The 23,119-nt window shown below is 63.0% G+C and carries 15 protein-coding genes; 9 read left to right on the top strand and 6 right to left on the bottom strand.

The window, feature by feature from the left end:
* The first annotated feature begins 11 nt into the window (after positions 1-11).
* Positions 12-1,481: a sensor histidine kinase gene (locus AC1DGI_RS05520; protein WP_476898043.1), complete on the top strand. Its 1,470-nt coding sequence runs from the start codon at positions 12-14 to the stop codon at positions 1,479-1,481.
* 87 nt (positions 1,482-1,568) lie between these two features.
* On the opposite strand, the gene AC1DGI_RS05515 is transcribed toward AC1DGI_RS05520, so the two are convergent.
* Entirely contained in the window at positions 1,569-1,817 is a 249-nt protein-coding gene (locus tag AC1DGI_RS05515; RefSeq protein ID WP_003804966.1) for a WhiB family transcriptional regulator, read from the bottom strand.
* Between the two features lie 239 nt (positions 1,818-2,056).
* Here AC1DGI_RS05515 and AC1DGI_RS05510 point away from each other — a divergent pair, with 239 nt between their 5' ends.
* Positions 2,057-2,524 carry a hypothetical protein gene (locus AC1DGI_RS05510; RefSeq protein ID WP_476898042.1) on the top strand — a complete coding sequence of 156 codons (468 nt, stop codon included), beginning with the start codon at positions 2,057-2,059 and terminating at the stop codon, positions 2,522-2,524.
* A 25-nt stretch (positions 2,525-2,549) separates the two neighbouring features.
* On the opposite strand, the gene AC1DGI_RS05505 is transcribed toward AC1DGI_RS05510, so the two are convergent.
* Positions 2,550-6,665 carry an FtsK/SpoIIIE domain-containing protein gene (locus AC1DGI_RS05505; protein ID WP_476898041.1) on the bottom strand — a complete coding sequence of 1,372 codons (4,116 nt, stop codon included), beginning with the start codon at positions 6,663-6,665 and terminating at the stop codon, positions 2,550-2,552.
* Positions 6,666-6,877: 212 nt separating this feature from the next.
* Here AC1DGI_RS05505 and glf point away from each other — a divergent pair, with 212 nt between their 5' ends.
* From glf to AC1DGI_RS05470, 7 genes are all read left to right on the top strand, one after another.
* Positions 6,878-8,065, top strand: coding sequence for a UDP-galactopyranose mutase (gene glf / locus AC1DGI_RS05500; RefSeq protein WP_476898040.1), 1,188 nt, complete (start codon positions 6,878-6,880; stop codon positions 8,063-8,065).
* Positions 8,065-10,053, top strand: coding sequence for a glycosyltransferase (locus AC1DGI_RS05495; RefSeq protein ID WP_476898206.1), 1,989 nt, complete (start codon positions 8,065-8,067; stop codon positions 10,051-10,053). Before glf ends, AC1DGI_RS05495 begins: the two co-directional genes overlap by 1 nt.
* A complete protein-coding gene (locus AC1DGI_RS05490; RefSeq protein ID WP_476898039.1) occupies positions 10,054-10,923 on the top strand; it encodes an ABC transporter permease in 870 nt (289 codons plus the stop codon).
* Between the two features lies 1 nt (position 10,924).
* Entirely contained in the window at positions 10,925-11,680 is a 756-nt protein-coding gene (locus AC1DGI_RS05485) for an ABC transporter ATP-binding protein (protein ID WP_476898038.1), read from the top strand.
* Between the two features lie 81 nt (positions 11,681-11,761).
* On the top strand, positions 11,762-13,744 hold the full coding sequence (locus AC1DGI_RS05480) for a DUF6541 family protein (protein WP_476898037.1): 1,983 nt from the start codon (positions 11,762-11,764) through the stop codon (positions 13,742-13,744).
* 165 nt (positions 13,745-13,909) lie between these two features.
* On the top strand, positions 13,910-14,986 hold the full coding sequence (locus tag AC1DGI_RS05475) for an ABC transporter substrate-binding protein (protein ID WP_476898036.1): 1,077 nt from the start codon (positions 13,910-13,912) through the stop codon (positions 14,984-14,986).
* A gap of 99 nt (positions 14,987-15,085) precedes the next feature.
* A complete protein-coding gene (locus AC1DGI_RS05470; RefSeq protein WP_476898035.1) occupies positions 15,086-17,233 on the top strand; it encodes an acyltransferase family protein in 2,148 nt (715 codons plus the stop codon).
* 433 nt (positions 17,234-17,666) lie between these two features.
* On the opposite strand, the gene AC1DGI_RS05465 is transcribed toward AC1DGI_RS05470, so the two are convergent.
* From AC1DGI_RS05465 to AC1DGI_RS05450, 4 genes are all read right to left on the bottom strand, one after another.
* Positions 17,667-19,238: a glycosyltransferase family protein gene (locus AC1DGI_RS05465; protein ID WP_476898034.1), complete on the bottom strand. Its 1,572-nt coding sequence runs from the start codon at positions 19,236-19,238 to the stop codon at positions 17,667-17,669.
* A 286-nt stretch (positions 19,239-19,524) separates the two neighbouring features.
* Positions 19,525-19,962 (bottom strand): GtrA family protein, encoded by a 438-nt coding sequence (locus AC1DGI_RS05460; RefSeq protein WP_476898033.1) that lies wholly within the window; start codon positions 19,960-19,962, stop codon positions 19,525-19,527.
* Positions 19,959-20,918 (bottom strand): glycosyltransferase family 2 protein, encoded by a 960-nt coding sequence (locus tag AC1DGI_RS05455; protein ID WP_441403059.1) that lies wholly within the window; start codon positions 20,916-20,918, stop codon positions 19,959-19,961. The genes AC1DGI_RS05460 and AC1DGI_RS05455 overlap by 4 nt, the downstream gene beginning before the upstream one ends.
* A 128-nt stretch (positions 20,919-21,046) precedes the next feature.
* Positions 21,047-23,104, bottom strand: a complete 2,058-nt coding sequence (locus AC1DGI_RS05450; protein ID WP_476898032.1) for a DUF6541 family protein — start codon at positions 23,102-23,104, stop codon at positions 21,047-21,049.
* Between the last annotated feature and the right edge of the window lie 15 nt (positions 23,105-23,119).

The following is a 23,119-nucleotide window of genomic DNA, read 5'->3' as shown; positions in this document are numbered from 1 at the left end:
ATGGAGGTGCAGTGGCAATCTTTACGGACCCTATCAGGGAGCATGCTGATTTCGGGCCGGGGGATGCCGAGTGGTTGCACCTGCTCGTGGGGGACTGGCAGATGGTCGCTGACCTCGCGTTCGCCGACCTGGCCTTGTGGTTCCCGCACCCGGAGCTCGGCTACGTGGCGCTGGCCCATGTCCGCCCCTCCACCACGCATACGGTGTTCCACGCCGACTTCGTGGGGGAGGGGATCCGCTCGGACCTGAAACGGCTCGTCGACAAGGCTTGGGAAACCCGGACGATCGAACGGTCCAACGAGACCAACTGGAGCAGCGACACAGCCATGCGGGTCGAGGCCGTGCCGATGGTTCGCAACGGCCGGACGCTGGCGGTGGTGACCTCGCACATGGACCTCTCCAGCTCCCGGATGCCCTCGCGGCTGGAACTGACCTACCGCCAGTGCGCCTACGACCTGCTGCGCATGGGGACCCTGGGCCTCTGGCCGGACTTTGCCTCGCCCACCGGGTCGCGCCGCGGCGCGCCACGCGTCGGGGACGGGCTGATCCGGCTCGACGCCGAAGGGATCGTGCAGTATGCGAGCCCCAACGGCGTATCCGCATTCCGACGTCTCGGCGACGGAGAATCGCTCGAAGGCAGGTCGCTGGCCGAGGTCACGGCCGGCCTGCTGAGAGACCGCCGGATGGTGGATGAGACCCTGCCGCTTGTCGTCACCGGACGCATGCCGTGGCGCAGCGAGATCGAATCCCGCGGCGTGAGCTTGTCCCTGCGGGCGATTCCGCTGCGGGACGAAGAGCGGCGCTTCGGGGCGCTGGTGTTGTGCCGCGACGTGTCGGAACTGCGTCGGCGCGAACTTGAGCTCGTCACTAAAGACGCCACGATCCGAGAGATCCACCACCGCGTAAAGAACAACCTTCAGACCGTGGCGGCGCTGCTGCGCATGCAGTCCCGCCGGATGGTCAGCGACGAAGCCAAGCAGGGGCTGGAGCAAGCCATGCGCCGGGTCGCCACCATCGCCCTGGTCCACGAAACGCTCTCGCAGGGGCTGGCTCAGAGCGTGGACTTCGACGAGCTGATCGGACGCCAGTTCCGGTTGTCGGCAGAGGTCGCCTCACCCTCGCAGCAGGTTCGGACCCAGCGGTCCGGGCTGTTCGGCGAGCTGCCCAGCGACTTCGCGACGCCGCTGGCCCTGGTGATCAACGAACTGGTGACCAACGCCGTCGAACACGGGCTCGCCGGAAGGGCCGGAACCGTCTGGTTGCTCGCCGATCGCTCGGAAAGCGAGGACGGCGATGAACTGCTGACCGTGACGGTGGCGGACGACGGCGTCGGGCTGCCGGCAGGGTCCTACGCGGAAGGACTCGGGCTGCAGATTGTGCGCACACTCGTCACGAGCGAGCTGGGCGGCAGCATCCAATGGAAGCCGCGGGAGGGCGGCGGAACCGCTGTGCAGGTGGTTCTCAGCCTCGCTCCGCGCTGAGGACAGGGAAGCTCAGCAGGGATTAACGGCGATGGCCCCGGACCAGCGGTCCGGGGCCATCGTTGCCGGGTCGCCCGGCGGTGAAATTCAGGAGGCGCGGCGGGCGCGGGCGGCGCGGCGCTTGAGGGCGCGGCGTTCATCTTCGCTCATACCGCCCCAGACGCCGGCGTCCTGGCCGGATTCGAGAGCCCACTGGAGGCAGGTATCCACGACGGGGCAACGCCGGCAGACGCTCTTCGCTTCCTCAATCTGCAGGAGGGCGGGACCCGTGTTTCCTACCGGGAAGAACAGCTCCGGGTCCTTGTCAAGGCACGCTGCGCGGTTACGCCAATCCATGCTGATCAGTAACTCCATTCCTGGGAATTCGTTAAATGCCTCTTGTGAAATTATTCACTAGAAGCTACATAAGAAAGGGGGCCTTAGGGCCCCCTCGGTCATCTGGATTAAGCGTGTCATGTTAACGCTGTGTAAACAAGGGGTATTTGCCTTCGAAATGCCGCCAAATCGTGAGCGATGCATCACATTGACTGGCGGAACCCCCACGTCTGTCCGACTATGTCCGGTAGGGTGCCAGTGTGTCAAGACCCCCTGTGAACCCCACCGATCCCGCCGAGGACAAGTCTGGCGCACCCGACCCGGCGCCCGCGGCCCGGCCCGTGGGGATCGCCGTCATCGCGATCGTAGCCGCCCTTGAGGGCGCGGCACTTCTGGCTGCGGCAGGCTGGTATGGATTCCAGTTGGTGTCCGGAGCGCCCGTCCTGTCCTTTTGGGGGGCGGTCTTTACCCTCGGCCTCCTGCTCGCTTTCTCGGCGTGGCTCTTCGCCGTAGGGCATTTCCTCTTCCGCGGTTACCGCTGGCCGCGGGCCGGTGCCCTGGTGGCCCAGTTGTTTATGCTCACCATCGGCTTTCCGACCCTGACCGGCGGTTATCCCCTCGCCGGCCTCGCCATGCTGGTGCCGGCCGCCATCGCGATCGTGCTGTTGTTCGACAAACGGGTGATCGCCTTTGCGTCCCGGGCAGGCGGCCAGCCTCCGGCACTGTAGGCAGCCGGGCCACCGCGTCACCGCCTCAGGGCGTCACCGCCGGAGCCAGGGCCAACTGCACTGCCGCGGCCTGGCCATCCGAGATCACGACGGCGCGTCCGGCTGGCGGCCGGGGTTCGGGCTCGAAGCGGACGCCGAACAGGTCCCCGTCCATAAGGCTCCGGGGGCCCAGCAGGACGCCCTTGCCGTGGCTGCGGGCCTGCAGCGCCAGTGGGACGCGCTGCGGCAGTGCCGGGCTGAATCCCGCGGTGAAGACCACCGTCCAGCCCAGACCGTTGAGTGCATAGAGCGGGTCATTGGCCTGCCCGCCGCACAGGTCCACGTCGTCGGCCAGGAGGACCGCGGCTCGATCCAGGTGCCCGGCCGTGGCCTCCGCCTGCACCCCGGACCAGAATTCTTCCTGCCCGGTTCCCGGCCGGTGCGTCAGCCACGTCCTTGCGGGGTTCAGCAGCGGTAGTGCGCGGAGCAGAGACGTCTTCCCCGAGCCGGAGCCACCCAGGACAGCGAGGACGCTGCCGCGCGGCAGCGCAAGACTGGCGGGAAGGAGCTCATCGCCGCCGACGCCGATCCAGAGCCGGGTCTCCGGGGAGGGCGCCGCTGCAGGGCTGCCGGTCGGCCCGAGCCGAGACCGGACCTCCTCCACGGTCACCAGGGCCGGCAGTGCTTCGACCCGGAACGGCCGGCTCTGCGTACCACGGGCGCGGCGGCCGGATGGCGGGGCGCCGACGTTTTCGGGTGGCTCGTAGAGCTGCGCCACCCGGAGACCGTTCCCGGGTTGTCTTCCGTTCGCTGCCATGCCCCCGTTGCCGACAGGCATCCCACTTTCGCCGGACTTCCCGGAGGCAACGGACATGCCGGCGACGACGACACGGCCGGGAACGGCCGGCAGATGCGGAAGCGGCGGCCATGCGAGCCGGCTTTCCTCCGTCGACCCGAGAGGGAAATAGACCCGGTTGGGGAGCGCCGCAAAGAATCGTGCGGTCAGCAGCTCGCGCTCGCCGGAGAGGACCGCGGTGATGTCCGCCTTCGGGCCGTCCCGGATGATGTCATGGACCAGATCCTCGGCCCAGGCGAGCGGACCTGAGCGGAAAATCGAGACCCAGGATCCCCAGTTGTGCAGCACAAGAACCAGCGGCACACGTTTCCGGGCTGGCGGTGCTGCCAGCCGGAGCGCCATGTCCTCGGCGACGCGGGCAAGCACCCGGACCGCGCGGCGCGGTTCCTGCGGCCCCACCCAGGCTCCCACCCGGGGCCAAGTGGCAGCACGGGCCAGGCCCCCGTCCCCGTCCAGAAGATAGAGATGCGATTCGACCTCAGCCCACTCCAGCTGGTCCAAGGCCAGGCGCAGGGCCTCGAGGCTTCCACCGTGCACCGCATGCTGCGTCCCGCCGATCAGCGCGAGGTGGCCGTGCTGGTCCGGGTTCCAGCTGAGCTTGCCGCTTCGCTGCTGCTCCGGCAGGTCCACCACACCTAACATGACATTCCGGGTGGCTGATTTCCCAACGGTTCCCGGCCCCGGAAAGTTCAATACCGGCGGCAGCGGTTTGGCGACCGGCCGCCGGGAGGGGCCTCCGCCCTGCAGCCGCCATAGTCGGGACGCGACCCCGACGAATGGCGCGGCGGACTCCGCCGGGGTGGACGCCGGCTCGTGGCCGGGGGTGGCTGGCGATGCGGCGTCGGGCTGGTCCAGCAACTCCTGAGCGGTCGTCACGATCACGCTTCCCGCAGCAGGGAGAGGCGACGTCGAGCCCAGGACGGCAGTCTGGAACTGTTCAGGGGCCCCATTGCCGCGGACCAGGTAGGCGCGTCCCGGGAGCGCAATTGGAATTGCCGCGGCGAGGCGGGAGTTCATAATGTCCGCGGATTCGAGTTCGGACTGGACCCTTAGCACCACGCAACTGGTGACGTTGGCCCGGATGTCTGCGGTGAGTGCCCCCTGTGGCCGCTGCGTGGCCATGACCAGATGGATCCCGAGGGAGCGTCCGATCACGGCGATCCGCATGAGCTCAGTCAGTGCCGCCGGTGCGTCCTCCACCAGCATCCGGAATTCATCAATGATCAGCACCAGGTGGGGGAGCGCCCGGAAGGCCGGGGCGTGTGCCTGGTACGTGAGCAGGTCGGGCACTTCAGCTGCCGCAAGCAACTCCTCCCGCCGGCGGATTTCTGCCCGAAGCGAGGTTAGCGTCCGGTCAATTTCGTAACCGTCCAGATCCGTGAGCAACCCGACGCAGTGCGGCAGGCCGGTCAGCGGGCCCAGTCCGGAACCGCCCTTAAAGTCGACGAACAGAAGACTGACCCGGTCCGGCCGATAGCAGGCCGCCAAGCCCGCCACAAGGGTGCGCAGAAACTCAGACTTGCCGGCCCCGGTTGTTCCCGCCACGAGGAGGTGGGGTCCGTCGGACTGCAGATCGATCGTCAGCGGTCCCGCCGCACTGAGGCCGACCGGAACCGGCAGCCCGGACGGCTTCCCCGACGGCCGACCGTCCGCTGACCAGCGCCGTGAAACCGCAGCCTCGGAAAGAGGCAGGACATCGTCCAAGGAACACGACGCAGGCACTATGGACGCTCCGCCGGCAGCAAGGTGTGTGGCCCCCCGCTGCCGGCAAAAACGGTCAAAGACCGCCTCCGGGAGCAGATCGGGAAGGAAATCAATCGCAGTGCCATCCGCACTGAGCCGGCCGGTGCGGCTGCCCAGGCTCACGGTTTGGCCCGGTGCGTGGCTTCCCGAAAGTGAACAGTCGATTACCTGCCAGCCCAGCCGGCACGCTTCCGCGCGCAGCGCTTCCGTGGCCGCCGCTCCGGGTAGCAGGATCAGCACGCCCCGGCCGGAGCCCGGGCCGGGACCCGCTGTCAGCCTAGCGACGCTGACGTCGGTGCTGGCGGATAGCGAAACCCGTGGCAGGAAGCGGGCCGCCAGCGGCATCGAGTGAGCCTCCCCGTGGAGATGAAGCCACGTGCGGCGGCCGCGGGGATAACCGGCGAGTTGCATGACGAAGAAACGCACCAGCCCGGCGACGACCTGCGGCGGCCCAGCCAGCCGGGTCGGCGCCGCGGGGTCCAGGGTCAGCGGCACTAGACCGGCCGGCGGGGCCCGAAAACCGGGGTCGGCCGGCTCCAGCCTGACCCTGGCGGGTTGCTCAGCCAGCCCGAGACGAAGCCATACCGGGCCGGCCTCAGCGGGCGGGGGAGCCACGGTGGGGGCCGTGCCAGCCGAGCCAGCGTGGGCCACCGTGCCGAGGAGAAGTTCGGGCGCCGACGGTGCGGCCCGCCGTCGTCGTTCCCTGTCCATCCGGACCGCAGCCGCCACTGCGGCCTTAAGAGCGCGGCGTTGCCTGCGGCCCGACACGGCCGGAAGCAGTGCCGGAATCGCTGACATGGCGGTGAAGGCAAGAAACATCCACATACCGGTGACCACGGCCAATGCGACCCCGACGACGACTGGGGCGACAACCGCCAGCACCAAGAACGTCCGCGGCCCGGCGGGACCCGGGCCGGGAACCCGCAACGGTTCCGAGGTGTCCCCGCCGGCGGCGTCCAACCCCGGGTCGCCGGGTCCGGACCCGCCCGAGAACTGGTCGCGGACGAGGACGGCGAACGTCGAGTTGCCGCAGCCGATCAGAGAATCCGTGGACACCGGAGCGGACGACACCTTCCGGCCATCAACCCGCGTCCCGTTGGCGCTGCCAAGATCGAGCACGGTGATTCCCGCGTTCGACACGTCCAGCCGCGCGTGTTGGCGGGAAAGCTCAGCGTCCGGAATTGCCAACTCGGTCCCGCCTCTGCCGAGCCGATAGCGTCCCCGGTGCAGCGGCAACGTCGTTCCGGCACCGGGTCCGCTCATGACAGCCAGCAGCAGCTGCGTGCCGGCGGGCTCGGGGCGGCCGCCCGTTCCCGGATGGCCGCTGAGCGCTGGCGCCGCGGGACCGTCGACGAGCACGGCCCCGTTGACGAGGGGAAGGGTGCCCACTGTGAGGCTGCCCAGCGGAGCCCCTGCGACTGTCAGCCGGACTGTGCCGAACTTTATCGCTACGGCGTCTTCAAGGGCGGCGCCGGAACAGCCGACGGCCACCTCGACGGAGAGCTCCAGGGGAGCGCCGATGGCCGAGCCTTCCCGTCCGACGACGGTGCACTGCAGGAGCATCGCCGGTTTCCTTTCTCGCGCCCGCTGGGGTCAACGCTAGGCTGCGCAATCTTCCGGCAGCCCGCAGGAATCCGCCTAAGTGGACAACTCGAGACGCCCCTCCGACCGGCTGGGGCGCCCCCCGATTCACCGGTTCATGCACTGTCTCGGGTAGGCTTGAGCAGCAGACAATGCACAACGTTGCGCTGCCCATATTCGAACCAGGAGATTTTGTGACTGCTGACCTCGTCATCGTAGGGTCGGGCTTCTTCGGCCTGACAATCGCAGAACAGGCCGCCACTGAGCTTGGCCTCAAGGTCGTTGTCATCGACCGCCGCCACCACATTGGCGGCAATGCGTACAGCGAAAAGGAGGAGCAGACCGGGATCGAAGTGCACCGGTATGGCGCACACCTGTTCCACACCTCCAATGACCGCGTCTGGGAGTACGTCAACCGCTTCACGACGTTCACGAATTACGTGCACAAGGTCTACGGAGTGCACAAGGGCGAGGTTTACTCCCTGCCGATCAACCTGGCCACCATCAATCAGTTCTTTCGGGCGAACCTGACGCCGGGCCAGGCCCAGGATCTGATCAAGGAACAGGCTGGCGAACTGGCGGGCACCGACCCGCAGAACCTGAACGACAAGGGCATCCAGCTCATCGGTCGGCCGCTCTACGAGGCGTTCATCAAGCACTACACCGGCAAGCAGTGGCAGACGGATCCAAAGGACCTGCCCGCCGGCATCATCTCCCGGCTCCCGGTGCGCTACAACTACGACAACCRCTACTTCAACGACAAGTACGAGGGCCTGCCGACCAACGGCTACACCGCCTGGATCGAGAAGATGGCCGAGCACCCGAATATCGAGGTCCGGCTCAATACCGATTTCTTCGACGAGTCGCACGAGTACAGCAAGAACAAGGTCGTCGGGAATGTCCCGGTAATCTACACCGGCCCGGTGGACCGCTACTTCGACTACGCCGAGGGCGACCTCTCCTGGCGCACCATCGACTTCGAGGAAGAAGTGCTCGACGTCGGGGACTTCCAGGGAACGTCAGTGGTCAACTACAACGACGCCGACGTCGCCTACACCCGCATCATCGAGCCGCGCCACTTCCACCCCGAGCGCGACTACCAGACCGAGAAGACGGTCGTGATGCGGGAGTTCTCCCGTGCAGCCGAGAAGGGCGACGAGCCCTACTACCCGATTAATACCCCCGCGGACCGCGAACGCCTGCTCAAGTACCGCGACCTCGCGGCGGCCGAGCAGGACGTCCTCTTCGGCGGGCGCCTCGGCACCTACAAATACCTCGACATGCACATGGCCATCGGCTCCGCCCTGACCATGTTCGAGAACAAGATCCGCCCCCACTTCGAAGGCGGCGCCAAGATTGAAAGTGGAGGAGTGGACGCGTGATGACCACTGAAGAGTCATCCTCATGGAGCGCTCTTCAGAGGGTGATCCTCCCGTCCGCGGACCAGACGGACACTATCCCGCTCTATGTGGATGCGGGTCCGGCCAGCGGCATCCGGCTGCGAGAGAACGACGAACTGGCGCGCTCCCCGAAACTGCCTGAAGACAAGCTGCAGATGTTCAGCTCGGGAAGCCGCCAGGCACGCTTCGAGGATCTACTCTCCAGGCAATCAATGCGCGTTCGGTCCGGCGAGCAAATTTCCTTTGGCACCTATTTCAATGCATTCCCTGCAAGTTATTGGCGACGGTGGACCCCGATCCGTGACATCCGGCTTGTGGTCCGGACCACCGGCACCGGGGCCGTAACCGTTTATAAGTCCAACGCCCGGGGTTCCGTGCAGAGGGTTGACGGACAGCACGTTGACGGGGAGGCCACCTCGGTCTTCGAGCTGTCACTGAAACCGTTCGGCGACGGCGGCTGGTACTGGTTCGATCTTGCGGCCAGCTCCACTGATCTAGTGCTGCAAAGTGCTCAATGGGAGACGAGCGAGGCCGCGCACGAAAGCGGCCAGGTGACTCTGGAAATCACGACGATGAACAAGCCGGACTTCTGCCTGAACAACGCTCGGATCCTCGCAGATAATCTGGATGCGCTCGCCAGCGTTAAGGAAATCCTGATCGTGGACCAGGGCACGCAGAAAGTGGAAGACCAAGAGGGTTTCGCCGAGGTCGAAGCCGCACTCGGCGGCAAGTTGCGGATCATCAATCAGGCAAACTTGGGGGGATCCGGCGGCTTTGCCCGCGGAATGTACGAGGCGGTTGAGAACGGCAGCGACTATGTCCTTCTGCTTGACGACGACATCGTCGTGGAGCCAGAGAGCATCAGCCGGCTGCTCACGTTCGCGGACAGGTGCCGAACGCCCACAATTGTCGGCGGCCACATGTTCGACTTGTACAACCGCAGCGTCCTGCATACGTTCGGTGAAGTTGTTGATCCTTTCCGTATCGTGCCGGCGCAGCCGCATGCCGATATGGAGCTTCGCCACGATTTCAGTGTCGCCAACCTGCGGCAGACCGCATGGCTGCACCGCCGGGTGGACGTTGACTACAACGGCTGGTGGATGTGCCTGATCCCGACGCGCGTGATCAAGGAAATTGGGCTGTCCCTGCCGCTTTTCATCAAATGGGACGACGCCGAATACGGTCTCCGCGCCAGGGAGGCTGGGTTCTCTACAGTCTCCCTTCCCGGAGCGGCCGTCTGGCACGTCTCGTGGATGGACAAGGACGACATGGTCGGCTGGCAGGCCTATTTCCACGAACGCAACCGACTGGTCACCACCCTGATCCACAGCCCGTACGCAAAGGGCGGCCGCGTCCTTAGGGAGTCAGTCCAGGCTGACGTGAAGCATCTCGTGTCCATGCAGTACTTCACCGAACATGGCCGCCTCGAGGCGCTCAAGGATATCTTCAAGGGGCCCACCGAGCTACACCAAGTGCTGGCCTCGAAGCTGCCGGAGATTAATGCGCTTAAATCCGATTACCCCGACGCGCAACTCAAGGAAAACGTTGACGACTTTCCGACGCCCAAGTTGGGTCGCGGTCCCGTAGGCGGCGCCTTGATCGGGATGCCGCCCAAGAAGGACTTGGTGCAGTGGGGCCTCAAGACAGTATCGCGGCAGCTGGTCAAGAGTCCGGCGCCGGAGAGTGCAGAACGCCCGCAAGGGTTTCTAGCCCACCGGGACAACCGCTGGTTTAGACTCGCTCATTACGACAGCGTCATTGTGTCCAATGCCGAGGGAACAGGCGCGTCTTGGTATAGGCGTGATCCAAAGAAGCTCAAATCGATGCTCGCCGAAGCCACCCGGCTGCACCTTCGCCTCTACCGCGAGTGGGACAAACTGGCGGCGCAGTATCGCGATGCCGTCCCCGAGATCACGTCCATCGCCGCGTGGAAAGAGACCTTCGGTCTGGACGCCAAGGACGGCAGCTAGATGGCCGGAAAAGTGGACGAGTTCGTTAAACCCGGAAGTGGCCGCGGACTGCTTGATGTGTACGGCGACCGCTTCCTGCTAAAGCTGCTGGTGCGCAAGGAAATCAAGATCCGTTACCGGGGCTCGGTACTGGGGTTGCTTTGGTCCTATGTGAAACCACTGATGCAGTTTTTGATCTACTACATCGCGCTCGGAATCTTCTTGAATCTCGAGCATGGAACGCCCAATTACGCGGTCTATCTTTTTGCTGGCATAGTTCTGGTGAACTTTTTTACTGAGTCGTTATCCAATTCCACGCGGTCCATCGTGGACAACCGCGACCTGATCAGGAAGATCTATCTGCCGCGGGAGCTATTTCCTGTGGCAACTGTCTGGGTTTCTGCTGCACATTTCCTGCCGCAGCTGGTCGTGCTGATCGGCGCCTGTCTCCTTGTCGGCTGGGCGCCGTCGATATTGCAGCTAGCCGCGGTGATTCTAATCTTCGTCATGGTGTCTGTGCTCGCGACTGGCCTAGGCCTGATGTTTGGGGCCGTCAACGTGTACTTCCGTGATTCGGAGAACATTGTTGACATGATCGTCATGGTGGTCACCTGGGCGTCGCCAGTGCTGTATGTGTGGTCGATGGTGGAACGCGTCATGGGGCCTTGGTACTGGCTATATCAGTTGAATCCGATGACGACGGCCGTTGAGGTTTTCCATTGGGCTTTCTGGCAACCAACACTGAAGGCGGGCCAGGTTGTTTCAGGCACTCTTCCGCCCGACCTGTTCACCCTCTGGCTCCCGGCCTCGATGCTTATATCCCTCGCGGTGCTTTTCCTTGGACAGTTGACGTTCCGCCGGCTTTCGATTCACTTTGCTCAGGAGCTCTGAGATGACTTCACATGGACACGTCGCCATCAGCTGTACTGGCGTCCGCAAGCAGTTTGTTCTGCGCCACACCCGATCCCTGAAAGAGGCCTTGGTCTGGCTGGTGAAGGGCCGCAAGGGCGATCTCTCCAAGCGGTTCCTGGCGCTAAACGACGTGTCGCTTGAGGTGAAGCAAGGTGAAACCGTCGCACTCTTGGGCCTTAACGGTTCCGGTAAATCCACGCTCCTGAAGTTGATTTCGGGCGTGCTGCAGCCCGACGGCGGCACGGTGCGGACCCGTGGGCGAGTAGCAGGGCTTATCGAGGTCGGGGCGGGCTTCCACCACGATCTCAGCGGCCGGGATAACGTCTACCTCAACGGAGCCATCCTTGGTATGTCGGAACGGCAGATCGATGAGATGTTTGACTCCATTGTGGAATTCTCGGAGATCGGTGAATTCATTGACACCGAGGTGAAATTCTACTCGTCGGGAATGTACCTGCGTTTGGCGTTTTCCATCGCCGTTCACACCGACCCGGAAGTCTTCTTGATCGATGAAATCCTGGCCGTCGGCGACGAACCGTTCCAGCGCAAGTGCATCGCCAAGATTAAAGAGCTGGCGGACAAAGGCAAAACCCTCTTTGTCGTGAGCCATGACCTGGACCTGGTATCGACGATTTGTGAGCGCGGGGTTCTGTTGGAGCATGGCCAGATTGTTATGGACGGCGAAGTGCACGCCGTCGTTGACGAACTCCGAGAACGTTCCGCGAACCTAAGCTAGCGATGGCTTGAGCGGCATCGCGCCGAAGGACAGCAGTGCAAAGAACACGCCGCTGTACACAGAATGAAGGAGTCCTAACGAGTGCAGTGGCTTGATGCTGTGCCCACGATTTTTGCCGCATTGGCCGTCCTGCTGATGCCCGGGCTGTTGCTGGCGTGGGCCATGCACGCCCGTGGCTTTTCAGTGTTCGCGCTGGCGCCCGTCTTCTCAGTCTCGCTCATCTCCGTAACGGCGGTGGTGTGTCCTTTTATCGGCGTATCGTGGTCGCTGCTGCCCGTCGTGGTTCTAGCGGCGGTTGCCGCGGCGGTGGCTTTCCTCCTGAGTCGACGCAGTCGAAGGACCTGGCAACCACAGCGGGCGTTCGACGCCCGTTTTGGCTTTGCCATGCTGGGAACGCTGCTGGCCGCCGTCGCCGTTGGCGCACGACTGGTGTATGCCTTCGGTTCGCCCGACAGCATTTCCCAGACCTACGACAACATATTCCACCTCAATGCCGTCCAATACATCCTCCACACGGGGCAGGCTTCATCTCTGACAGTTGGCGGCATGACCGGCATCCCGTTCTACCCGGCCGGATGGCACGCGGTCGTGTCCTTGACCGCCCAGCTGTCAGGGGCCAGTATCCCTGTCGCAGTCAACGCCACCAACCTCGTCATTGGTGCCGTCGTGTGGCCTATGGGGTGCATCTTCTTGTGCCAGCAGGTTCTCGGGCAATCCAAAATAGCTGCACTCCTGGCCGGCGTCCTGTCTGCCGCGTTCGGCACTTTTCCCCTCATGATGGTGGACTTCGGGGTGCTCTACCCGAACCTCCTCTCGATTTCCTTGCTGCCCGCTGTCCTCGCACTGGGCATCCAGTTATTGCACCTGTCAGCCGTACCGGACATGCAGCCCTTCATGCGCTACCTCGCCGTGCTCGTAGCAATCCCAGGTCTTGCGTTGGCCCACCCGAGCACGCTGATGGCCTTCCTGGCATTCCTTACCCCGGCTGTCATATTCGTTTTTGTGAAATCTTGGCGCAGGTGGGGTCGAAGCTGGCCGGCGTCGAGGAGAACAGCGGTAGCCTGGTCTGGCGCCCTGGCGGTGGGGACAGCGGTTGTCCTGCTGGCCTGGCAGGCCGTTCGACCGATCGCCGAAGCGGCCTTCTGGCCCCCAATCCATTCACCGTTGGGTTCTCTGTGGGAGCTCGCGACTAATTCCGAAATGAACCGGCCCCCGGCAATCGTGGTGTCCATCCTCATGGCTGTGGGCGTTGTTGTCATGGCACGGCATCGAAACCTTTGGTGGGCGCTGGGCCTTTTCGGCATGGCATGTGCGTTATTCCTCGTCGTCTCGTCGTTCAGCCCGGGACCGCTTCGCGACTTCGTGACGGCCATCTGGTACAACGACAGCTACCGGCTCGCGGCCCTGATGCCCACCGCGGCCGTGCTGCTGGCAACGTTTGGCGCCGATTGGCTCATGAAGCAGCTCCGGCGCCAGATCGACCTGTGGGCATCGCAGCCCAAGGTTCGTCGTGGTGCTGGCGCTGAAAGAGTCGTAGGGCCGCCTAAATCTGTTCCAGCGGCACGCCTCGGGGCGGTGGCGGTTGTGGTCTTGGTTTTACTGACGCAGCTGGGAAGCGTTCAGTATGCCGCGGACAAGGCCCACGGCAGTTATCAGCTGACCGCTGATTCCCAGCTCATCACACGTGACGAAATGGCTGTGCTGCGGGACATGCAATCGCTGGTTCCCGAGGACGCAGTGGTGGCGTCCAATGCATGGAACGGCAGCGCCCTGGCTTACGCACTCGCCGACCGACGTACGATCCAGCTGCACGTGCTGAGCAGCACCTTCACCCTGAATGACAAAATTGTGCTCGACAGTCTGCGGGAAGCCAGAACGAATCCGACGGTATGCCCCGCTGTACGGACGTTGCATGTCAGCTACGTATTGGATTTTGGCGGGCAGGAGATCAACGGTGGCTCCCACCCCGCTCCGGGTCTTGACAATCTCGAAGCGAGCGGGGTGGCAACGCTGCTTTCCCGGCACGGCGCGGCCAAGCTATTCAAGTTCACCGGATGCGACTAGGCGCGTTCCGCTCTGCCGGGTTGGGGATGCTGCTGCCGGACTGGGTAAGCTATAGGACGGTCCGGGTCCGCGCAGCCTGATGTGACCAGAGCCTTCCTGTCATCGTGAAGATTGACGGCCCAGCGTCAACGTGACTTGGCATCAACCAGATTGGAAATTGTAGCAATGGCAGAAACCGAAGACGGCAGCGGACGGCTGGCTGGGCGACGGCAATTTCTGGCGGGGCTGGCTGTACTTCCGCTCGGTCTGGCGGGATGCCAGTTCGTGAACTCGGGGTCAGCATCGCCTTCGACGACTGCTGACAAGAAGTCATATCCGGTCACCGTCAAGCACGCCTTCGGCACGACGGTAATAAATAGGGAACCCCGGCGGATCGCTACGCTCGGCCTTGGGAGCAATGACATCTGCGTGGCCCTGGGAGTGGCGCCTACAGCCATGCCGCTTTCGGGGGCTCAGCCAAACGGTTCTACACCTTGGTTCGACCTTGCTTTCCGCCCCTTCGGCTTGGAATCGCCCTTGCTTCTGGACGAGGCGAAGGGCCTTCCAGTTGACGACCTGACAGGCATGGGGCCTGACCTGATCCTCGCAGTCCACTCCAAACTGACGCGCAGCGAATACGAGGAATTGTCCAAGATCGCTCCCGTGGTGGCGTATCCAGACGGACCTTTGGCCACGGACTGGCGTACTTCGCTGGCTCTTGTCGGCCAAGCCCTAGCCCGGCCTGCCGAGGCCGCGGAGGTCCTCGCGGACACAGAGATGAGCATCCGGGCGGGCCTCGGGGACTATCCTGACCTCGCCGGCACCACCTTCCTAGTTGCCAAAGTGAGCTCCGCCTTGGGCGCTGATTTTGAGGTGTTCGGTGAAAACTCTAATCCGGTCAGAATTCTGAAGGAATTCGGGTTGAAGCCATCCCCGTCGCTCGCACAGATCAAACAAAGCGGCCGGCCGGTCAATTCGGTCGCGAACGGGGCCGAGAGCTATGCCTGGCCTCAGGACAGGGCAGCCGAACTCAGCAGCGACATCGCCGTGTTTTCCGTGAAGCGGGAAGAATACGTGGAGCTGAAGAGCAGAGGCATCCTCGACGCCGTACCGGCCCACAAGGCGGGGAATTCCATCATTGCAGATTCGGCGGACAATGGGCTGGCACTCGATACGGCGTCGTGCTTGTCGGTGAAGTGGCTGTCCCGCACGATGCTTCCTGAACTGGCCAGGGCAGCGCATGGCGCCAAACATGGCGGATGAGGCCTGCCGGCCTGAGGCAGTCGGGCCTCGCCGACAACGACTACCCACACCGAGTGACACAGCCATGTGCACTGGAAACACGATTTACAAGGAGTGCGCGTGACCGGTCAGGTCTTAATCACGAGGGCGTCCCGGCGCCGGGCAGAACCTGTCACCGCGACGCGTAAAGATATCCAGGCACTGCGCGCCCTCGCGGTCGGGCTCGTGGTGCTCAACCATTTGTGGCCCCACCGGCTGCCCGGCGGCTACGTCGGCGTGGATGTCTTCTTTGTGATCTCGGGGTATCTGATCTCGAAGCACCTGCTCGGGGAGTTGGAACGCACGGATCGCATCAACCTCGCGCAATTCTATTCTCGGCGGATCAAGCGGCTGCTGCCTGCCGCCACCGTCGTGGCTGTCGTCTCGCTGGTTGCCGCGTGGGTACTGTTGCCGTTCTCTCGGTGGCTCGCCATCGTCCAGGAAACGATGGCGTCGGTCTTCTACGTTGAAAACTGGATGCTGGCGGCAAAGTCGGTGGACTATTCGGCGCATAATGACGCCGCTTCGACAGTGCAGCACTACTGGTCCCTCTCAGTCGAGGAGCAGTTTTACCTGGTCTGGCCCCTGCTGTTCCTTGGGCTGTTCACGGCCGCTGTCAGGTTCCGCATCCGCCGGAGGGCGCTACTCGCTCTAGGCGTTGCGCTCGTCAGCGCCCTTGCATTCGCGTTTTGTATTTGGTTCACCTACGCCAACAAGAGCCAGGCCTACTTTGTCACCCCCGCCCGCGTTTGGGAGTTCGGGGCCGGCGCCCTGGTGGCAATCGGCGGGGCACATGCGCTGGCCGCCCTGCGCCTGCGTTTCGCATCTTCCCACCTGGCACTGTCGGGGATTGCACAGTGGCTCGGCTACGGCTTCATCGCATATTCCGCTTTGTCATATGACGAGCAGACGTTCTTCCCCGGCATTGCCGCAGCGGTGCCCGTCGCCGGCACCCTTCTGGTGATCGCCTCGGGACCGACCGGGCCTCGCTGGTCGCCCAATCAGCTGCTTGCCGCCAAACCCATCCAGTTCGTTGGCGACGTGTCATACTCGCTATATCTTTGGCACTGGCCGATCATCATCCTGACGCCGGCCGTTCTGAGCCGCACGTTGGGGACTCCGGACAAGTTTTTCATTCTTGCTGTCGCCATTGCGCTCTCCTACGTGTCCAAGAAAATTGTCGAGGATCCGGGCCGCACAAAACTCCTCCGGGGAGCCAGACCGGTCCGGGTCATGCTAGCCATGGCAGCGACACTTGCCATTGTTTCCGCGCTGTGCGGAGGACTCCTCCTGAACCTTGGCAAGGCACAGGATGCCGAAGCTTCCAAGCTGCAGAATCTTTCCGGCCAGCCTTGCTACGGAGCGCGCAGCCTGGATCCGCATAACAACTGCAAGGAACCATTCGGTGCCGCACAGGTCGCGAACGTAGGTCCCAATGAAGCACCCTGGTTTGACGCCCCGGAATGCAAGCCGTCCTCGGATCCAATAGTCGTTCAGGACCGGAAGCTCCTAAGCGACTGCGATTTCACCGGCGGGACCAACGCCACAGCGACGGTTTGGCTGGTCGGCGACTCGCACGCTGAACAGTGGAAGACCGCCATCTACGAGCTTGCGCGGCTCCACAAGTGGAAGGTCAAGGAATCCCTGCTGGGCGGCTGTCCTTTCATCGATGCAAAGCGCGTCGCGTTCATGGGAACGCCGAGCACGGAACCGCAGCTCCAGCAGCGATGCCTGGAATGGGGCAAAAAACTCACCGATCGCATAGTGCGAGAAAAACCGGCGATGATTTTCGCGGCAACCTTCGGCGCCGGAGAGGCTGTAGATGACGGCACGGCCCGGTCACAGATGGAACAATACAACGACGGCGTGACCAAACGCTTTGCCGAGTGGACGGGCGCCGGTTCTCGAATCTATGTGCTCCGCGACACTCCGCTCACGCTGCACCACAGCAGCCCGGATTGTGTCGCACTTAACCAGCAAAGTCCCACGGCGTGTGCCAACCCGCGCGCGGATGCCTTGCAGCCGGACCCTGTTGCGGTCGCAGCACGCGGCATGAGCAGCCCCGCCGTCAAGGTACTCGACCTCTCCGACCAGTTCTGCGACGACCACACCTGCCACGCAGTCATCGGCGGGTTGCAGGTCTACTACGACACGGATCACGCATCCCGAAGCTACATGCACTCCTTGGTGCCTGTGCTGGCTCAGCGGTTCAACGACGCCCAGCAGTAGGCTTCGCAGGCTCTCCAAGGTGCGTGCGGAAAGGAATTCCCGGACGAGTTCATGGGGCCGTCCCGACGGCACTGGTCAGGAGAATAGCGCTGCTTGAAGCGTGAGCCATTTCGTGCGTGAAAAACTAAGGCACGTCGACGTCGGTTTTTCTGCCGCATTTTCCGGTCTTGCCGAGGGCAGCGAGTCTGTCTTGGCATGTTTGAGCCGGTCCCTTGGAGCCTTTGAGGGTGATAACTTCGGCATGGTTGACGATACGGTCGATCACTGCCGAGGCGACGACCTGGCCACTGGAGACGTCTCCCCAATCCATCTAGAGGAGACACAGTGATACGCCGGGCGTCGCCGGGACCGGCGCCTGTGGCGGGACGATTCGGTTGCCCTCGCCTGATCGATCGTTCTTTGCATCTGCGATCGATCAGGTCCGGCCGGTTGCTTACGCCTTGTGCCGTGCGGTCAAGTGGAGACGCGGCACGCCGCCGGCATCCGCACCCGCCTCCACGTCTACCGCGTCTCGTGCCATAAACGGCGCGCCACGCTTCCGTCCGATGCGATCGGCCAGCGTTGCAACCGTCAGGGACGCGAGGAGTAGGAAGAACGGTAGGTACATGTACAGGTACCTGGAGCGTCCTTCGAAAAGGAGCAGGAACATCACCAGGGCAAGAAGCGAGAGGCGCATGACGATTGCCGCTGGCTGTAGCATGGAACGGCCGCGCAAGAGCAACGGGGCAGCGACAAGCAGCAGCGTGACGAACCAGAACGACTGCCAGAACGCCCGAGTGAAGGCGAAGTGGGGACCATCGTAATAGAAGTAGTCCTGCAAGGCTCGGCTGACGGAATCGTCTGCCACGAGTTCGACAGGCTTCCGTGCCATGCCCTCACCCCAGTTGAAGAAGGTGCCGTCGCCCAGGATCGCCTTTCCTTTGACGTTCAAGAAGTCCAGGTAGCCCCACGGCCCCATCGTGGATACGCGGTCCACGTAGACGTCGATGCCATTTTGGAATCGGTCTTGGGCAGAAGCGATCGACTTGGTCTCAGTCACGTCAGGGCCGTTGAAACCGCCGAGTCCGGCCGAGCCCATTTTCAGGAAGTGGGTGACCGGAAACTCCCTGTCATTGTTGTTCAGATCGAAACTCACCGCGTGACTGGCGGCGACTGAGGCCTTGATAGCGGCACTTCCGGCCGCGAAAGCTCCGAAAGTTAAGATCAGGCATATCGCGGATCCTCCCAGGAGTCGCCAGTTCCGCAATGGTGCGCGGCGCGCGAACACCACAGCTACGGCGGCCGCGATGAGTACCAGAACAATCGTTGGCTTGACGTAGAAGCCAATGGCGGCCACCAGACCCATCGCGAACCAGAGACCGTACCTCAGCAGTCGCTTACTTGTCTCTTGGCCGAGCTGGAACAGGTAAAGAAGGAGAATGGGAAAGATCATGCCTAGGGTGTCCGAGTAGGGGACGGCGATCCACGGGCTCAGGGCGATATAAACAGCGCAGGGGAGCAGAGCAAATATTGCCATTCCGATGCCTGCGATCTTCCGCGCGACGACGACTACGAGTAGTACCGCCGCGGTCATGACAACCGCATTCAGAGCGATCGCGGCGAGGTAAAGATCCGTGACCCCAAACTGGTGGAGAACCGAGAGGTACCCCGCCAGCACAAGGGTAAGCATGATGTTGTTCGGGTACATCGAGTAGTAGTCCGGGTCGATCGTCTGCGTTGAACCGGTTGCCAGACCTGCCGCATTACCGAAGATCGTGCCAGCGTCCCAGTCGGGAATGACCCGAACAGCTGAGCCGATAAGGAACTCGACGGTGAAGAAACAGCCAAGAACCAGAACGACGCCAGCGGTTTGGTACCACTTGTTCAGCCCGTCGAACCACACCCCGGCACGAGTGCACAACTTGTACAACGACGGCAGGACAAACAGGATGACAAACGATGCCAGAGACACTGGGCCCAGCGGGAAGCCCCACATGAGGATGACTGGGCTTATCATGCTGCCCAAGAGGAACCAGGCTATGAGGCCGCAAAACATCAGCTGAACCGTTCGCAGCAGCCACGGTTGCGGCAGTCCGCGGGGGGCCGGCCGTATAAAGACCCGTGACCAAAACCAGCGAAGATAGGGGAAATCGGCGACCAAGACCACGACAGCGGCGACTGCGAGCAGACGAAACGCCCCATTAGGTATCACCTCTGGCGCGATGAGCCAGGCTGCAGCACCTAGAGCAGCAGCGATCGCCGGCCGGAGCAGGCCGCGGAGCCCAAGGGACGACGAGTAACGACGACCAGGGCTACTCAACGGAGTCACCCCCGTCGGCGCGGAATACCCACAAACGCATCATCAGGAAAGTGCATAGGGCGACACAACCGGTCGCGAAGAACTGCACTGGTATCTGCGGGAGTCCGAGTCGGCTGACGAAGAGCCAGAGCAACGCAAAATTAACCCCATAGCCCAGCAGATTCGCGACGGCGAACTTTACCAGCGTCGGGAAAATGCTGCCCTGGTGGCCGAAAGTCCATTTCCTGTTTCCTATAAAACTGATGACCATCCCGGTCACGTAGGACACAGTCATTGCCGGTATCGCGGCAACCCCGAGCAGTGACAGGACGACAAAAGCCCCATAGCCGACCAAGTTGTTCGCGACGCCAACAACGATGAACTTCGCCAATTTGTGCTGCGCGAGCCGTCTCGCAAGCGGCACGGCCGTGGTCGTAGCGGTCGCGTTCAATTTTTGGTTCCGCGGGATACCTTGTGGCTGGCATAGACATTCCTGACACCGTAGAGCGGCCTATTTTGGACCTGCTTGTAGATGCGGCCGACGTAGCCGCCAAGGATCCCGAGCATGATGAGTTGCAGGCCGCCCATGAACAACACCGCAATGACAATAAAGGTCCAGCCTTCGATGACGGCTTCGGGGACAAAGAGCTTCATGTAAAGGGCGTAGATTACGCCCAAGAGGCTCAGCCCGGCGGCTGCGAAGCCCATGCGGGAGATGACCGTCAGCGGAAAGGTCGAAAAGCCGAGAATGCCGTCGGCAGCGAGCTTAAGCATCTTGCGCAGCGGGTAGCCAGTGACTCCTGCGAAGCGTTCGTCGCGATCGAATTGGACCGCGGTCTGTTTGAAGCCAATGTAGCTGACCATGCCCCGGATGAATCGGTCGTGTTCGCGGAACTTCTTGATTTCTTCTACGACGCGTCGATCGAGCAACCTGAAGTCGCCGGTGTTCGGTGGGATGTCGATCTCTGAGACCTTTTGCAGGACCTTGTAGAAGATCGCTGCCGTCGCTTTCTTGAAAGCGGTGTCTTGCCGCGTGCGGCGCTGGGCGTAGACGACGTCGTAGCCGTCTTCCCACCGCTCGAGCAATTCGCGGCTGACGGCGGGAGGATCCTGCAAGTCGCTGTCCATCACGATCACGGCGTCCCCCGTAGCGGCGTCGAGGCCAGCGGTGACCGCCAACTGGTGTCCGTAGTTGCGGGCGAAATCGATTACTGTTACACGGTCGTCATGTTCCTGGAGATCCAGCAGGAGCGCCAGCGATGCGTCAGCGCTGCCATCATTTACAAACAGGAGTTCGATGTCGTACGGCAAGTCTGCGGTAGCCTCGCAGACTCGCTGATAGAGCAGCGGGATATTCCCGGTCTCGTTGTAGATCGGAAATATGTAGGAAACGCTCGCTCCGCGCACGGAATTGACCCCCGGGGTTCTCTAAGTCGGATTTGGGCGTCGGCCGCCACCCGGTGCAACCATGCCGTTTCAGCGGCGACGTCGGATGTACGAGAGTATTCTACCGCGCCGCCAGGGCGCGGCCGGCGCTAGCCGCAGGCCGTGACGCGGTAGAGGTGCACCTTTCCCTCGGTCTTGACCGCCTCAACACCGGGCACAGAGACTTTGCCCAGGTCCCGGAGACCGATGAAGGGCTCGTCGCCGGGAACCACCTCGAAATCTCCAAAATCCAATGCCCAGTACGCCTTGAGTTTTTTTACAATTGGGCAGACCTTGTCGTTGTAGGCAGCTTCGTCCCAGTGGTCGAGGAGGTACTGCTCGTCTGGTGTCCTGTTCCCGAAGATGTGCGGAGCCAGGGTCCGTCGGTCGGAGATTGCGTACACAAGAGACCCACCGGTTCGCGGGTTCGCGACCACGAGGTCCGTTGCCGGCACAATTTCCGGCACGGCATGAAGCAACGCGGTCTCGTCCGTGGTCAGGAGGTATGAGTTGGACGTGGTCTCAAAAATGGTGTTCAGCCGTTGCTGGACATTTGACAGCGTGCCGCCCTGGGCGGCTGCTCCCAGCGCGAGAACAAGGCCCACGGACGCGGCGACGCCGGTCACTGCGGGAAGTCGGGCTGCCAGGGGACGCACCACGGGTGCCAGCTTGCCCGGGTCGGTGCGGCCGTTGAGCACGAGATAGTCGCAGAGCGCCCGGACCCGCCACGTCAGCCATTGGGCGCCCATGACGGCCACCGGCAGCGTCACTACGGGAAGCAGGGCCGCGAGCCGGAAGCTGTCGTTGTACCAGACGCCCGTCCAGAAGGTGCGGAAGTCACCGAGCGTCCACGACGAAACGATGACGTAGAGGGCGCCTCCCACGGCATACATCCCGAGCACCCACCAGTACTGCCCGAGCCGGCGGGCGATGACATAGGTGCCGATGATTGTCAGGCCAAGCATGACCCACGCTGCCGTGGTTCCCATCGGARCGCTCGCGAGAATCTCCCCGAGCGCCCGGGCGTTGGATTGAAACGGCGTCCACGGCGCTGCCGCCAGGCTGGGCCGGATGAAGATCCAGACAACAAGGCCAAAAACGACGTAGACCACGGTCGCCGCAGTCCAGAGCAGCAGGGCACGGCCTGTTTCCTTGCCACGGCGGTAACTCCGCCACGAGAGGATCAACCGCGCTAGAACCGGCGGCGTGCTGAATCCGATGAGAGCCACCAGTGCGCTGGGGTGCGCGAGTACGAGGCCGGGACCGACGAGGGCCAGCGCGAGCAGCGGCGCCCAAAACGAGGACGGGCGGCAGCGGGCCAGACCCAAGACTTCAATCACAAGGCCCAAGGCGACCGGGAGCAATGCGATGGCTGCATGGTTCGGGTACAGCACGCCGAAGGCGACCATGAGGTAGGGGAAGGAACTGAATCCTGCGGACAGGACTCCGGCACAAAGAATGGCGGTGGCCTGATTACCGACGATCCGAGTTACGAGGAAGATGCACGATAGAGGCCAGATGATGGCGCCGATGACGATGGTGCCTACATTTACGACTTCCATGACCGAGGAGCCGCCGAACATGAAAACCAGTGCCATGAGATCGTGCATTGCTGCGGGGTAGAAGCCCGTAGAGGCGTCCGTCAGGTTGCCCAAGGTCAGGGAAGACCCGTCCTGTGTATTCGCAATGTAGCGGATGGCGTTTAGATGGTAGACGTTGTCAAAAGTCTGAGAGAGGCTGTCAGGATGGCCAAATCCTTTGACATAACGGTATGTAACGATGATGGCGGGGATTGAGACGGAGGCAGCAACGAGCAACGGCCACAGTCGCTGGCGCGACACGGCCAGCGGTATGGCTCCGTTGGCTCCTAGGACACCGCGATCTCGGTCCGGCAGGTGGCTGGACCTTCGGCGAAGCCATACCATCCGTCCAACGAAGGTCAGCACGGCAGCGGCGGCGCCGGCTCCCAGATAGGTGGCCGGATTGAACGGGACGTTGACTCTCCCGAGCGCGATCCCGAGCACCGAGGCCAAGGAAAAGGATACTGGAGCGGCGAGGCAAATCAGGTTAAGCCGGCGAACTCCGCCAGCGGCCAAGATCGCGAGACCCGGAACAAAAAAAATCAGAATCGTTCCCGCGAGCGTTGGGCCGGTTTGCCACCACGTCATGAATAAGTTCTCCTC

The organism is Arthrobacter sp. 05N428_2, from assembly GCF_056397065.1.
Note: the sequence above shows the minus strand (reverse complement) of the source record. Positions and strands in the feature narration are given on the sequence as shown.

Excerpts from the sequence above, each read along its gene's own strand:
- AC1DGI_RS05515 (WP_003804966.1), bottom strand. The coding sequence starts at position 1,817 with ATGGATTGGCGTAACCGCGCAGCGTGCCTTGACAAGGACCCGGAGCTG.
- AC1DGI_RS05505 (WP_476898041.1), bottom strand. The coding sequence starts at position 6,665 with ATGCTCCTGCAGTGCACCGTCGTCGGACGGGAAGGCTCGGCCATCGGC.
- AC1DGI_RS05495 (WP_476898206.1), top strand. The coding sequence starts at position 8,065 with ATGACCACTGAAGAGTCATCCTCATGGAGCGCTCTTCAGAGGGTGATC.
- AC1DGI_RS05490 (WP_476898039.1), top strand. The coding sequence starts at position 10,054 with ATGGCCGGAAAAGTGGACGAGTTCGTTAAACCCGGAAGTGGCCGCGGA.
- AC1DGI_RS05485 (WP_476898038.1), top strand. The coding sequence starts at position 10,925 with ATGACTTCACATGGACACGTCGCCATCAGCTGTACTGGCGTCCGCAAG.
- AC1DGI_RS05475 (WP_476898036.1), top strand. The coding sequence starts at position 13,910 with ATGGCAGAAACCGAAGACGGCAGCGGACGGCTGGCTGGGCGACGGCAA.